Source organism: Flavihumibacter sp., from assembly GCF_036676075.1.
Lineage (GTDB): Bacteria > Bacteroidota > Bacteroidia > Chitinophagales > Chitinophagaceae > Flavihumibacter.
Genome location: NZ_JAKFDQ010000022.1, coordinates 246,521 through 261,044, shown reverse-complemented (window position 1 = coordinate 261,044; position 14,524 = coordinate 246,521). Strand labels below are relative to the sequence as shown.

14 protein-coding genes are annotated in these 14,524 nt (G+C 47.3%); 5 read left to right on the top strand and 9 right to left on the bottom strand.

What is annotated here, in order from left to right; translation table 11 throughout:
* The 4 genes from V6M43_RS17760 (at position 1) to V6M43_RS17745 (ending at position 5,620) form a co-directional block, all read left to right on the top strand.
* Positions 1–1,338 carry a TolC family protein gene (locus V6M43_RS17760; protein ID WP_332737640.1) on the top strand — a complete coding sequence of 446 codons (1,338 nt, stop codon included), beginning with the start codon at positions 1–3 and terminating at the stop codon, positions 1,336–1,338.
* Positions 1,339–1,356: 18 nt separating this feature from the next.
* The gene (locus tag V6M43_RS17755) at positions 1,357–2,772 is read left to right on the top strand and encodes an MFS transporter (protein WP_332737638.1); all 1,416 of its coding nucleotides are present in this window, start codon (positions 1,357–1,359) and stop codon (positions 2,770–2,772) included.
* 71 nt (positions 2,773–2,843) lie between these two features.
* Complete coding sequence (locus V6M43_RS17750) at positions 2,844–3,410, top strand: DUF2911 domain-containing protein (RefSeq protein ID WP_332737636.1); 567 nt, start codon at positions 2,844–2,846, stop codon at positions 3,408–3,410.
* 71 nt (positions 3,411–3,481) lie between these two features.
* The gene (locus V6M43_RS17745; protein ID WP_332737634.1) at positions 3,482–5,620 is read left to right on the top strand and encodes a copper-translocating P-type ATPase; all 2,139 of its coding nucleotides are present in this window, start codon (positions 3,482–3,484) and stop codon (positions 5,618–5,620) included.
* Between the two features lie 57 nt (positions 5,621–5,677).
* Here V6M43_RS17745 and V6M43_RS17740 read toward each other — a convergent pair whose 3' ends face one another.
* From V6M43_RS17740 to V6M43_RS17710, 7 genes are all read right to left on the bottom strand, one after another.
* Positions 5,678–6,301 (bottom strand): alpha/beta hydrolase, encoded by a 624-nt coding sequence (locus tag V6M43_RS17740; protein WP_332737632.1) that lies wholly within the window; start codon positions 6,299–6,301, stop codon positions 5,678–5,680.
* 1 nt (position 6,302) lies between these two features.
* The gene (locus V6M43_RS17735) at positions 6,303–7,256 is read right to left on the bottom strand and encodes a VOC family protein (protein ID WP_332737630.1); all 954 of its coding nucleotides are present in this window, start codon (positions 7,254–7,256) and stop codon (positions 6,303–6,305) included.
* 29 nt (positions 7,257–7,285) lie between these two features.
* Positions 7,286–8,218, bottom strand: a complete 933-nt coding sequence (locus V6M43_RS17730) for a ring-cleaving dioxygenase (protein WP_332737628.1) — start codon at positions 8,216–8,218, stop codon at positions 7,286–7,288.
* Between the two features lie 108 nt (positions 8,219–8,326).
* Entirely contained in the window at positions 8,327–9,163 is an 837-nt protein-coding gene (locus tag V6M43_RS17725) for a helix-turn-helix domain-containing protein (RefSeq protein ID WP_332737626.1), read from the bottom strand.
* 5 nt (positions 9,164–9,168) lie between these two features.
* Positions 9,169–9,708, bottom strand: coding sequence for a YceI family protein (locus tag V6M43_RS17720; RefSeq protein WP_332737624.1), 540 nt, complete (start codon positions 9,706–9,708; stop codon positions 9,169–9,171).
* A 17-nt stretch (positions 9,709–9,725) separates the two neighbouring features.
* Positions 9,726–10,388, bottom strand: a complete 663-nt coding sequence (locus tag V6M43_RS17715; protein ID WP_332737622.1) for a (4Fe-4S)-binding protein — start codon at positions 10,386–10,388, stop codon at positions 9,726–9,728.
* Between the two features lie 53 nt (positions 10,389–10,441).
* Positions 10,442–11,116: a carbonic anhydrase family protein gene (locus V6M43_RS17710; protein ID WP_332737620.1), complete on the bottom strand. Its 675-nt coding sequence runs from the start codon at positions 11,114–11,116 to the stop codon at positions 10,442–10,444.
* 143 nt (positions 11,117–11,259) lie between these two features.
* On the opposite strand from V6M43_RS17710, the gene V6M43_RS17705 reads away from it, so the two are divergent.
* Entirely contained in the window at positions 11,260–11,919 is a 660-nt protein-coding gene (locus V6M43_RS17705) for a TetR/AcrR family transcriptional regulator (protein WP_332737618.1), read from the top strand.
* Here the strand turns inward: V6M43_RS17705 and uxaC are convergent.
* Together uxaC and uxuA are read right to left on the bottom strand one after the other, a co-directional pair.
* The gene (gene uxaC / locus V6M43_RS17700; protein ID WP_332737616.1) at positions 11,916–13,316 is read right to left on the bottom strand and encodes a glucuronate isomerase; all 1,401 of its coding nucleotides are present in this window, start codon (positions 13,314–13,316) and stop codon (positions 11,916–11,918) included. The genes V6M43_RS17705 and uxaC overlap by 4 nt on opposite strands.
* Before the next feature lie 11 nt (positions 13,317–13,327).
* The gene (gene uxuA, locus V6M43_RS17695; protein ID WP_332737614.1) at positions 13,328–14,524 is read right to left on the bottom strand and encodes a mannonate dehydratase; all 1,197 of its coding nucleotides are present in this window, start codon (positions 14,522–14,524) and stop codon (positions 13,328–13,330) included.

The following is a 14,524-nucleotide window of genomic DNA, read 5'->3' as shown; positions in this document are numbered from 1 at the left end:
ATGAAAAAAAATAACCTTATCAAGATCTGGTTGCCGCTGCTCTTATTATCAGCGAATAACCTCGCCGCACAAACGAAAAACCTTGCGTTAGACGAAGCCATCCAGCTGGCCAGGAAAGGAAACCGGCAGTTACAGATACAAGCACTCAACAACCGCGTTACAGATGAAGCAGTGAAAGAAGCGCGATCCTATTTACTACCTTCTGTAACAGCCAATGGAAGCTATTCGGTATACACCGAGCGGCCAGTCATCTACCTTCGGAATGAAACAGGATCACCAAAACTGGATGATGTAAAATATGGCGGCCGCTATGCATTTGATGGAAGCATTACAGCAACCTATCCCCTTCTGAAGCCGGTACAGCAGAGCAATATAAGACTTGCAAAGATCAACACGCTTATCAGCAGAGAAGAAACAAAATCAACAGAAGAGCAACTGGCATTGCAGGTTTCACAACTATACCTCACCGTGTTGCTCCACCAGCAACAGGTGCAGGTATTAAAGCAAAGTCTGTCGCGCAATGAACTTGCCTTAAAAGATTCCCGATCACTTTTCTTACAGGGAAAGAATCTCAAGACCGATACCCTCAGTAATTATATTTCGATCAAAAACCTGGAAGCAAATATCTCGGCACTGGAAAATAATATCCACGTTATAAGCACTGAATTGAAACAGCTACTTGCTATAGATACGGAAATAAATATTGTTTATACAGACAGCCTGAACGTTAACGATAGTCGCCCCACTATCGATGAAGGCAATACCGGGTTGGACCTTGCATTGAACAATCGCAATGATCTTAAAATGCAGTCATTACTGGTGGAGCAGGGAAAGGAAAAGATAGATCAGGAAAGGGCAAACTTTAAGCCACAGCTTTCTGCCATCGCCCAATACCAATTGCAATCACAGGCCGACAATCTTAGGATCTGGAATAATGGGCTGCCTCGTACTTCCTTTGCAGGAGTTAAGTTGAGCATCCCGCTATACGCCGGCAACAGGTTAAAGTACAGGACCACACAGGCAGAGCTATCAGTCAAACAAAATGAACTGGCGCTGCAGGAAATGAAGAGCAGCATACATACTGAACTTATTTCATTGCGAGCAAATCTCGATGAAGCCAAACGGCAATGGCAGATACAGGAAGAAAATGTTAAGGCAGCCACGGTAAATTATACCATGATGAATGATCGCTACCGCTATGGACTCGGCAGCAGGCTTGAACTCACTGATGCAGAACTGGCACTCACCAAAGCAAGGCTCGGAAACCTGCAGGCTGTTTATGCCATAAGGCTTGCGGAACTACAGCTGATGAAGGCAATGGGACTATTAATCAATTAAACCTTTAAAATATCAATCATGCAACTATCATCAAACAATACAGCGCGTCCTGATAATAAAAGATGGACAGCCCTCGCACTCCTGTGTACTGCACAGTTTATGGTGATCATGGACACCTCCATAATTGGTGTGGCATTACCCGCAATAAAAAATGATCTCGGTTACAGCCAGAATGGATTGCAGTGGATCTTCAACGCATACGTAATTCTCTTTGGGGGAATTCTCTTATTGGGCGGAAGGATCTCAGATTTGTTTGGCGCAAGAAAAATATTCATGTGGGGTTTTGCCATCCTCGCCGCCGCTTCCTTGCTGGCAGGATCTGCCTGGTCGCCCGCCTCGCTCAATACCGGGAGGGCCTTGCAGGGACTGGGTTCGGCATTGATAGCTCCTGCTGCCATGACCTTACTTATGACAACCTTTACCGATCCAAAAGAACTTGGAAAAGCATTCGGCTTCTGGGGTGCATCTGCTGCTGCCGGTGGTTCAGCAGGTGTATTCCTCGGTGGAGTGATTACAGAATGGATGGATTGGCGCTGGGTATTCTTTATCAATATTCCGGTAGCAATTTTTGTTTTAGTTGTTAGCCGCGCTTATTTGCAAAGCGGCAGAAAAAGCAGTGGAAAGGTGGACTTCACCGGCGCTCTGTTGGCGACAGCCTCACTGATATTATTGGTATATACCATTGTTTCAACCGAAGCATCTGGTTGGCTGTCACTGCAAACCCTGGGATTATTGTCAATCTCCTTATTACTATTTATCCTTTTCATTTCTATCCAGAAAAATAAAAAGGAACCCTTACTTCCCCTTCATATTTTCAAAGCACAAAACCTGTCGGCAGGTAATATTGTAATGGGATTGCTGGCTGCAGCATGGATCCCCTTGTGGTTTTTCCTCAACCTTTATTTGCAACAGGTTTTGAAATTGAATGCATTCAACAGCGGACTGGCTTTATTACCCATGACCATCACCATCATGATCGTTATGGTTGGTATAACGGGCAAACTGGTGGCAAAATATGGATTCAAGACCAACCTGGTGGCGGGACTTATTTCGCTTACCCTCGCCCTTGTTTTATTCAGCACCGTTTCTGCCAATGGCAGTTTCCTTACCAGTGTATTGCCAGCATCATTATTGGGAGCAGTGGGGATGTCGCTCGCTTATATTCCAGCTACCATGGCGGCGATGTCTGGAGCCAAACCAACTGAAACCGGGCTCGCATCAGGCATTGTCAATACCAGTTACCAGGTAGGTTCGGCACTTGGATTGGCCATAATTGTGGTGATAGCAGCAGCAGCTACAAAAAATTCTATGGCAACCGGCATAACAGGTGCAGAGGCACTCAATGCGGGTTTCAGGATAGCATTCATCTCCGCCGCCGTTCTTGGCGCAGCAGGTATAGTAGTTGCTGCCCTGAAAATTAAACCAGCTAATTAATAACTGGCGTTTGAATCATTCAATGAGCCGGATGCTGATTTCCTTATTTTTGCGGACTAATAATCCGAAAAATGATCAAATTAATCCGGCTCATCACTATACTCCTCCTGGTTATTAACGCAAGCGGCGCAATTGCTCAAAAGCAGGAAGAAGTTTGTTATAATCCCAACCTGGTAAAGGATACCACTAAAAAAAGTATTAAGTCGATGGCCTTTGCCATCATGGGCAATGACAGCATGAAGATCGTTTACCATTCGCCCGGCGTGCGCAACCGTGTTATCTGGGGTGGATTGGTTCCTTATGACGAAGTATGGGTTACTGGCGCACATGATGCCACTACCATTGAATTCAAAGAGGCAATTGTGATTGATGGCAAAACTATCCAGCCCGGCAAATATGCAGTATTCACGATACCGGGTAAGAAAACCTGGACCTTCATTTTAAATTCCAACTGGCAGCAACACCTTGCATCAGAATATGAGCAGGCAGAAGATATAATCCGTTTGCAGGTGAAGCCTAAAAAGAATAACCACACCGAAAGATTGCAATACTTTATTGAAACAACGGAGGCTAAAAAAGGTCAGCTATCTATGGCATGGGAGAAGAAAATGATCCAGGTCCCCTTCACACTACGCTGAGGGAGTCCCGGCATGGTTGACTGATCTGCTTAGAATTTCTTATCTTATAACAGTAAGCATTTCCGCTAATCATGGATCATTCACATCATCAACATCCCGACAACAAGCATAAGGATCACAATAAACACGAGGAGCATAGCCAGCAACAGAAGCATACTCCAACCGGGGATCATAGTGCGCACCATGACCATAGCGCTCACCCCCAACCGCAGTCAGAAGAGCAGCATGCCCATGATAAGCAACATAGCAAGGAAGCACATAATAAACACGCCGGCCATCATACAGAAGATTTCCTGAAACGATTCTGGATCTGCCTGCTGATAACAGTCCCCATTCTTTTATTATCACCCATGATCCAGCATTGGATCGGGATAGATATCAGCTTTCCCGGCAGTAAATACCTGCTGCTGGCGCTTGGTACAGCCATCTACATTTACGGCGGGATGCCATTCCTAAAAGGCATGGTGAGCGAGCTCCGCAACAATGCCATGGGAATGATGACCCTGGTTGCAATAGCCATAACTGTTTCCTTTTTTTATAGTGTAGCGGTGATATTTGGACTGGCGGGCATGGACTTTTTCTGGGAGCTGGCTACCCTGATAGATATCATGCTGCTGGGCCACTGGCTGGAGATGCGCTCTGAAATGGCAGCCTCGCGCGCACTGGAATCATTGGTGGAATTACTCCCCGCCACTGTACATATTGAAGTGGACGGCGCTGTGAAGGATATTCCCTTGCAGCAATTGAAAAAGAATGATACCATCCTGGTTAAGCCTGGTGAAAAAATAGCGGCAGATGGATTGGTGCTTGAAGGCAGCAGCACCGTCAACGAAAGCATGCTCACCGGCGAAAGCATGCCGGTTCAAAAAGAGAAGGATGCCAAAGTGATTGCCGGATCGGTTAATGAGAACGGTGTGATTAAAGTTCGGGTAACCGGCACCGGGAGCGACAGCTATCTCAATAAAGTAATACAACTGGTACAGTCGGCGCAGGCAGCAAAATCCAACACCCAAAACCTCGCCGACAAAGTTGCGAAATGGCTCACCATTATTTCCATAATTGTTGGTGTGCTCACTTTCATTTACTGGATCACTAAGGCGCAGGGCATTCCATTTGCCCTGGAGCGACTGGTAACGGTGATGGTCACGGCCTGTCCCCATGCACTTGGGGTGGCCATTCCACTGGTGGTTGCCATCTCCACCAGCAGGGCGGCTATCAGGGGGCTCCTGATCCGCAACCGCACTGCATTTGAGAACGCACGCAAATTAACGACTATCATATTTGACAAAACCGGCACCCTCACAAAAGGGACCCATGCCATTCGGAATATCATCCCGCTTACCAATCAATATACTGTTGCTGAAATATTGCAATATACCGCAGCAGTGCAGCAGAATTCTGAACATTTTATCGGTAAAGGGATCATGAAAAAACTGGGCGAAGATAAACTTGAACTTTGGCCATCCACCGATTTCAGCTACCTGCAGGGGATCGGCGTTTCTGCTAAAGTGAAGGATAAGATCGTGATTGCCGGCGGACCTAATTATTTCTCCCAGCATTCAATTCCCGTTCCTGAAATCCCAACTGCAATAGACCAGCTTACAGAAACTGTGATCTTTATTCTGTTCGATAAAGGACCCGTGGGAATAATCAGTTTTGAAGACTCTTTGAGGGAAACTTCTGCAGAAGCAGTTGCACAACTAAAGGAGATGGGCATCAAATCATTTTTGCTAACGGGCGACAATGAGAAGATCGCTGCAGCGGTTGCCGGCAAACTCAAAATGGATGGATATCTTTCCAATGTATTACCGCACCAGAAGCAGGAAAAAGTGAAGGAGTTTCAGGCGGGCGGAAAATTCATTGCCATGACGGGCGATGGCGTCAATGATGCACCTGCGCTGGCCCAGGCCGATGTTGGTATTGCAGTGGGAACAGGTACTGATGTGGCAGCAGAAACTGCCGATATTATCCTCGTGAACAGTGATCCGCTGGATGTTGTAAAGATCATTTCATTCGGGAAGGCAACCTATGCCAAGATGATCCAGAATCTTTTCTGGGCCGTTGGGTATAATATCGTTGCAATACCCCTTGCTGCCGGCATTCTCTACCCCAATTTTGTTTTAAGTCCTGCTGTGGGCGCCATACTCATGAGCGCCAGCACCATCATTGTTGCCATCAACGCACAACTCCTCCGCTACCGCCTCAAGTGATTCTTCCATCCCTCCATCACTCCATCACTCCCTTCCATCCCTCCATCCCTCCATTACTCAAACTCTCGCTTCCAAAAGCTTGTTCGCTTCCAAAACTTCTTCCCCACTTATTGTATGCCCCATTCCCGGATACACCTTCTCCACCACCGCCGCATTCATATCACGCAGAATATTGGAACTCGCATAAACCCTTGCAACAGGAACATGCATATCGGGATCGCTGGTACCGATGAATACAGGTGTGCCGGCAAAATCGCCTTTGTAGTTTTCGGGATTGATCTTCTCGCCTATCAGTCCACCCGTGAACGCAATTACCCCGCCATACCTGGCTGCATTCCTTGTAACAAATTCCAGCGTCAGACAAGCACCTTGTGAGAACCCGCCGAAGAAAATATTCTCTTCTTTCTTACCGCTTGCCTTCAATTCTTTTACCAGATCTTCCAATAGTGATAAGGCTGAAGAGAGCCATGGTTCATTCTGCTCAACCGGCGCCATAAACGAATAAGGATACCAGCTGTTATTGGTGGCCTGCGGTGCCAGAAGGGCGAAATCCTTTACTGACAAATGATCCGCCAATCCCAATATATCTTCTGCACTGCCTCCTCTTCCATGAAGCAGTACCAAAACTTTATCGGTCGCAGGCAGTGGTTTGCCTGCGCTTACTATATTCTTCTTATGCATCTTATTTAAATTGTTCGTAGTTAACCCTGATGGGTATTAATTTGTTTTCTAATTCCGCTCTTCTTGTTTCAAACTGTTCGGGTAGCTGCAAATGCTCACCCAATGTTTCCATGGATTCATCCACGCTAAAACCCGGACTCGCAGTAGCTACTTCAAACAGCACTCCTCCCGGCTCGCGGAAATATACCGAGGAGAAATATTTTCGGTCAAGCACCGGCGTTATATTTGACTTGAGTGGCATGATCCTGTTGCGGATAGCCTGGAGGCTTGCAGCGTCTGGCGTTGCAAAGGCAAGATGGTGAACGGTGCCACTTCCTGCCAGTCCGCGCAAACTATCGGGAGAACAAATGATGTCCACATAATTGCCGGGCGATTTATTTGCAGCAAACCGAAACCGGTTACCGCTTTCCGCCACCAGCACATGATCCAGCTGCTGGGTCAGTATACCGGCAGTCCGCTCATATCCCTCTTCCCATATCTCTACATTATACAATCCCCTTATTGCCATCGCAGCAGGAACAGGTCCTGAGCTATTTCCCTTTCTTGTATCTGTATCAGTAAATACCAATTCCAATCCCAGTCCATCATCATCTTCAAAATAGATCACCAGCTCCGTCCCAAAACGCTCCCGCGGCGACTTAAAAGCCACATCAAATCTTTTGAGTCTTTCCTGCCAGTAATCAAGTGCCTCCAGCGGCAGAGAAAAACTGGTAGTATTGAGCATGCCCTTACCGTGCCGGCCATTTACCAATCCCTCATAAGGAAAGAAGGTAAGTATGGATCCGGGATTGCCGGCATCATCACCATAATAGAAATGATACACTTCCGGCGCATCAAAATTCACTGTCTTCTTGACCAGTCTTAATCCAAGTATAGCGGCATAGAAATCAATATTTCTTTGCGTACTGCCGGCGATAGCCGTAACATGATGTATTCCTGTGATCAGTGCACTCATGAGCTTTATTTTGATGCGCTCTTAATAATTTACAGAACGGGTAAAACCGCTTCTATCCTTGCCCTCGCGGGTTCATACTGCTTAGGCAATTTCAGGCTGCTTCCCAATGTTTCCAATGGTTCATCCCTGGTGAAACCGGGATTATCAGTTGCCAGCTCAAACAACACACCACCGGGCTCGCGGAAATACAAAGAGTAGAAATAATCACGGTCTATCTTGGGCGTGATATTATATCCCTTCCTCGCGATCCTCTCGCGATAATCCATTAATATATTATCATCTTTTACCCTGAAAGCAACGTGGTGATTGGTTCCTGCAGCATTAACGCCCGGCCTGCCTTCACTGTCTTCAAGTATATCAACTATCGCAGCATTCTCCACCGTATTGGTTTTAAAACGATAGCGGTTTCCTTCCTGCGCTTCTAAACTGTATCCCAATATATCCGTAAGGATTGCAGCAGTTGGATCCAGCTTCCTAACGGTAAGGGTTATGCTGTGAAATCCTCTTGTGGCAACATCATTGCTCACCTCTCCTGTTACCCATGGTGCACGGTCATCTGTATGCGCCGGTACTATAAGGTCGAGGTTCAATCCATCCGGATCACGCAGCGAAAGAAACTGCTCGCCAAATCTTTCCTTCACTTCCTCCTGGGCGATATTGAATTCCTTGAAACGGCCTGCCCAGAAATCAAGGCTTCCACCCGGAACAGAATAACCTATATCTGTGGCCATGCCATTACCGGTTCTGCCAGCGCCGATGCCTTCCCATGGGAAGAAGGTAAGGATGGTACCCGGACTACCCTGTTCATCTCCATAATAGAAATGGTAGGTACCCGGATCATCAAAATTCACTGTCTTCTTTACCATCCGCAGTCCCAGTACCTTGGTGTAGAAATGGTGGTTCCTGCGGGCATTATCTGCTATCGCGGTTATATGATGTAGTCCTAAAATATTGTTTTCCATAATCTTGTTTTGAATACTGCAAATTTCGCCTGTTTTCCAGCGGTGGAGAATAGTGAAATCAGGGAAATTGATGTACAATTTACGGTTTTCTTTAGCGGCCGGGGCAGGTCAGAGCTGACGCTTATAATCGCTGAAGTTTTGTCCCGATGCTTTCTTGAAATACTTGCTGAAATGTGCTGCATCCTCAAAGCCCAGCTCATAGGCGATCTCCTTGAGTGAATGATTCGAATAGCGCACCAGCCGCTTCGCCTCCAGGATGATCCTTTGCTGTATATGATAGCTGGCAGGATGCCCCGTGATCTTCTTCACCAGCTCATTCAGGTAATTGGGCGTTACCACCAGCTCCTTTGCATAATCACTCACCTGCCGCAGCCTCGTATAATGCTGGTCGATAAGGGTAAGGAAAGCCTTTACGGTTTCATAATTACGGGGTTGGTTAAGCGCAGCCGGATTGCTTTCGAAATTCCGCGTGAGGTAGATCAGGAAGATCTGAAGGAACCCTCGCAGTATCTCTGAGCGTAATAAATAATAGTTGCTGAATTCTCGCATCATTTTTGCCACCGCTTCCTCCATATCGGCTTCAACTTCCTTATCCACTTTTATCACGGGTGCATAACCGTAAGGATAGAAGGATGGCAGGAAATCGGGGGTAAAGGAGATAACATAACCATCTACCTCGCCGTCAACCGTGAGCTGGTGTACGCTGCCGGGACTGATAAAATACACCGATCCATCTTCTATCGCCATTTTCTCGAGGTCGAGCAGGTGCACACCCTTTCCATGCCGAACCCAGATGATGGTAAAATAATTATGACGGTGGGGAATAGCATTCTGCTCCTTGCGGTTCTGCTCAATCCATTCCATGGTATGGATCTCAAAAGGTACATTCACCTCGAGCCTGTTGAATTCCAGCGTGGGATGAATATTTTGTTTGGACACCTGCATGGCCGTCAGCTTAGTTTCATGAGTTGAAGATCAGCCACTATAGTAACCTCATCCGATAACAGGATCCCCTCCTGGTCAAAATATTTATTCCAGCTGATGTCAAAATCTTTTCGGTTAAGCGTGGTGTTTAGGGTAAAGCCCGCTTTGCGATTGCCATAAGGATCATTCACCGTGCCCAGGAATCCGGCATCAAAGCTGATCTGTTTAGTTACACCTTTTATGGTAAGATCCCCGCTAACTACCAGGCGCCCCTCCACGGAATTTACTTCGGTTGATTGAAAACGGATGGTAGGAAAACGTTCAGTATCAAAAAAATCAGGAGAGCGAAGATGCTCATCGCGGGTTTCATTCTGTGTGGTGAGCGAGTTGGTATAGATCAGCAGCGAGATACTGCAGGCTTCAAAATTATCAGTTCCCGTAACCACGCTTCCTTCCAGCTCATTGAACCAACCTGTTACAGAAGTGAGTAGTAAATATTTTGATTCAAACCTTATTTTACTATGCACCGGATCGATCACCCAGCTACCATTATTTGTGGATTCCATGCAGGTTTTTTTGGGGATTAAATCGCATCCATAATAGAATCATCCGGTCGGTTATATTTAAATTCAAGAGCACCGGAAGGGCATCTCCTCACCTGCTCCTCTATCCGCTCAGGCGCTGCCCCATCCGGATCGATCCATTTCTTCTGGTTAGGCTTGAACACCGTCGGAAGCTGTGCCCAGCAACGCGTAGAATGCTGGCAGAACTTAGGTCGCCATACCACGGTTATATTTTCATTGGCATAGTTGATGGTAACGGTATCCCCCTCTTTATAAATAAAGGTCCTCACCTTTACCTGGTTCATGAGTAATTTGGAAACCGGGCATAGATCAGCGATCTGCTGCAGCCTGATCTTTACTTCTTCGTCAACCGGACTGGTAAACAAAATATCCCTGTCGATAATCGTTTCCAGTTGACCATCCTTGGTGCTCTGGTAGAGATTGGTATTAACGGCGATGCTGGGAATATCAAGTCCCTTACGTTCAATATACATCCGCAGGGTTATCAGCGTGCAGGAGGCCAGCGAGGAGAGTAAGAGTGTGAAGGGATCTGGACCGGTATCCTTACCACCACTGGAAAGGGGCTCATCAGAAATGAATTGCCCGTTACGCCATTCGATGGTGCATTGGTACTTTTCGGTACCAATGCTACCATGAACAGGTTTTTCAAGTTTATATTTCATGCAGGGGAATCTTACCCAAATTTATTCAAATAACAAATGCCCTGCTAACTGCACTATAAATTGAAAGCTCCCGCAACTTCCTTATGTGCAGGTTCAAAGTTTGTCTCGGGGTAGAAACTTACCACACCGGTGGCAATATCATGCGTTCCGCCAATAATACCCACCTCTCCGTTCTCGATCATCTCACGCAGGATCGGACTCTGCTCCATGATGGCCTGCACCGTGCGCTTCACATTCAGACTGGCAACTTTTTCAACGAATTCGGCATTGCCTGAATTGCGGTTATCCCTCACTGTTGTTTCTGCTTCTACCGCTGGCTGTATCTTGGAAAGCAGGGCGGTAAGATTACCCATCTCCACATGGTCACATGCACCTTTGATGGCACCGCACTTGGTATGTCCAAGTACCACGATGATCTTTGATCCGGCCACCTTGCAGCCGAACTCCATGGAGCCAAGAATGTCTTCGTTGATGATATTACCGGCAATCCGAACGCTGAAGATATCACCAAGCCCCTGGTCGAAGATCAGCTCTGCCGAGGTGCGGCTATCGATGCAGCTCAGGATCACAGCAAAGGGATGCTGCCCGTCAGAGGTTTCATTGGCCTGCTGAAGAAGATTGCGATTCACTTTAAGGTTGCTGACAAATCGCTTATTACCTTCTTTGAGCAGATCCAATGCCATGGCGGGTGTGATGGCAGCCTGCATTTCTTTTGTAAGCGTTTTCATTCTTGCTTTTTTGATGGTTACAAAAATAGCGAAATCGTTTAAAATAATAGTATTACTATCATAAATAAATGTAAACATATATTCACTAGATTTGCCCTATAGCCTCGGGCTCACCCATCATGAAAATTGAATTGCAAATAAGTATGAATGAGGCCCTCTATCTCCGCAACCCGGAGAGTTCGGAGCTGGGCCGCAACATCCTTTCACATAGTGTGGAGCTGATAGACAAGATCGGCTTTGAAGCTTTCACCTTCAGGAAACTGGCAGAACTGATCGGCACAACAGAAGCGGGTATCTACCGCTACTTCGAGAACAAGCATAAGCTCCTTGTTTACCTCACAGCATGGTACTGGGGATGGCTTGAATTCCAGATAAGATTTCAAACCAATAATATCAAGGACCCTACGGTTCGATTAAAAAAAGTGATCGACCTGCTTGCCGCGGCGGTGGAAGATGATGAGCGCACCAGTCATATCAATGAAGCGCTGCTGCACAAGATCATCATTTCAGAAGGCTCCAAAGCATACCTCACCAAGCAGGTGAGTGAAGACAATAAACAACAGTTCTTCAAGCCTTATAAAGATGTATGCGAAGTAATTGGGAATATTATTTCTGAATGCTCTCCGGACTATAAATACCCGAAATCACTGGCATCCACCATTATTGAGATGGCGCATTTCCAGAATTTCTTTATGCACCATCTCCCCTCCCTCACTGATTTCGGAAAATCAAAACAGGAAGCGGAGATCATTTCATTTCTGAATGATCTTGTATTCGCAAGTATAAAGAAGCGACAGCACTAAACAGAAAAATAGTCCCGCGCATTGCTGAAAGCGATCTTGCGCACGATAGATCCCATCCACTGATCATCATCGGGCAGCGTTCCCTGTTCCATTTCCTGGCCTATCAGATTGCAGAGGATCCTTCTGAAATAATCATGTCTCGAATAGGAAAGGAAACTCCTGCTATCGGTGGTCATGCCAATAAATGTACTGAGCACACCCAAATTAGAGAGCGTATTCAATTGCTTCTCGATTCCATCTTTCTGGTCAAGGAACCACCAGGCCGATCCATACTGGATCTTCCCTGCCACCGAGCCATCATTGAAGTTGCCCGTCATGGCAGCAAATACTTCGTTGAGCGCGGGGTTCAGGTTATAGAGTATGGTCCTGCACAATTTATCCTCACTATCAAGCGCATCGAGGAAACGCGCCAGTCGCATTGCCTGCGCATCATCCCCAATAGAATCAACCCCGCTATCAGCCCCCAGCCTGCTGCGCAGCCTGCTGTTCAGGTTACGGATGGCACCAAGATGGAACTGCTGCACCCATCCTTTGGTATGGTAAAATTTACAAAGATGCAACAGCACATAACCCGCAAAGGCATCTGCATCAGGCATCTGGAAATCGGCTCTATTGAGAAATGTCGAAAAGTCTTTTTCAACTGCGCTTAGGGATGCTGGTAAGGTTGGCATCTGCACCAGTCCATGATCTGAAATCCTACAACCATGCTGGTGGAAATGCTGCACCCGCTCTTGCAGCGAGCTCAGTAAGCTCTCCATGTTGGTGATACTGATTCCACTCGCCAATTCCAGCCGCTGCTTATAGGCAAGAAAACTTTCTTTATCGGCGATATTCAACACGGGGTCGGGACGAAATGATGGCCGCACCACAAAGGAGTTGCCCTGACCTTGCAGTTGCTGGTGGTATTGAAGGGCATCGCAGGGATCATCGGTTGTACCTACCAGCACTACCCTGTTATGCTCGAGGAGTCCCTTCACAGAGAAGCCGGGTTCTGCCAGCAGCGCATTGCAATGCGCATATATTTCAGGAGCCGTATCACTGTTCAAAAAAGCATCTACGCCAAAAGGATTTTTCAATTCCATCTGCGTCCAGTGAAACAATGGATTCCTAACGGTATTGGGAACCGCAGCAGCCCAGGCAAGAAATTTTTCTTCATTGCTGGCGGCACCGGTTATCAGTTCTTCCCTCACGCCAAGGGCACGCATCGCCCGCCACTTGTAGTGATCCCCCTTCAGCCAGATCTCTGTGAGGTCGGTGAAATGTTTATTGCTCGCAATTTCCTGCGGCGGCAGATGGCAGTGGTAATCAACGATGGGGAGCCCCGCCGCATAATCGTGGTATAGTCTTTCGGCCTGCTTGTTTTGCAGGAGGAAATTTTTCCTGATCAATCCTTGCATGTGCTTTTATTTTATTTCTCCTCCAACCCTCTGCGTGTGCCCAGTTCAAGTCCGCGTAACTCTGCCAGTCCCCGCAGCCTGCCGATTGCAGAATAACCTGGATTGGTTTTCTTCTTCAGGTCATCCAGCATCTGGTGACCATGGTCGGGCCGCATAGGGATGGATTGCTTGCGGCGTTTCAACAACAGCACGATCTCTTTCATCACGGCATACATATCGGCATCACCATCGAGGTGATTGTCTTCATAGAAATCGCCCCACTCATTGCGGCGTGTATTGCGGAGGTGGAAGAAGTGGATGCGCTTACCAAATTCCTTCACCATGGCCGGCAGCTCATTGTCTTCCCGAACGCCATAGGAGCCGGTGCAAAAACAGAGTCCGTTGCTCAGCGAGGGAACGGCCTTCACCAGCGCCCTGATATCTGCCGCAGTACTCACCACGCGTGGCAATCCAAGTATCGGATATGGCGGGTCATCGGGATGGATGGCCATGCGAACACCTGCCGCAACAGCAGCGGGAATGACCTTCTGTAAAAAGTAAACCAGGTTGGCACGAAGCGCATTTGCATCTATGCCTTTATATGGTTCCAACGCCTCCCTGAATTGCTGCAGGGTGAAAGACTCCTCACTGCCGGGTAAACCGGCAATGATATTACGCTGCAGGATCTGCTTTTCTTCTTTTGACATTCGCAGCCAACGATCTTCAGCACGTTGAATAGTGGCGGGACTGTATTCTTCGGTTGCCCCTGGGCGTTGCAGCATAAAACAATCGAAGGCAACAAATGCTGCTTTCTCAAAACGAAGTGCCTTGCTTCCATCTTCCACGGTATAGGCCAGGTCGGTGCGGGTCCAGTCGAGCACCGGCATAAAATTATAGGTAACGATATTGATCCCCGCTTCCCCAAGATTCTGTATAGAGCGGATATAATTGGCGATATATTTTTCACAGCTCCCGCTCCGCGTTTTGATCTGCTCATGCACGGGAACACTTTCCACCACCGACCATTGCAGTCCCGCCGCTTCGATCTCTTTTTTTCTTTTCCTTATCTCAGCCCTGGTCCACACTTCTCCATTGGGGATATGGTGCAGGGCGGTAACCACGCCACTGCAGCCGGCCTGCCTGATATCATGAAGGCTCACAGGGTCAGCGGGACCGAACCATCGCATGGTCTGCTCCAGCGCATATACGGGCTTGTTAGATGTCTTCAA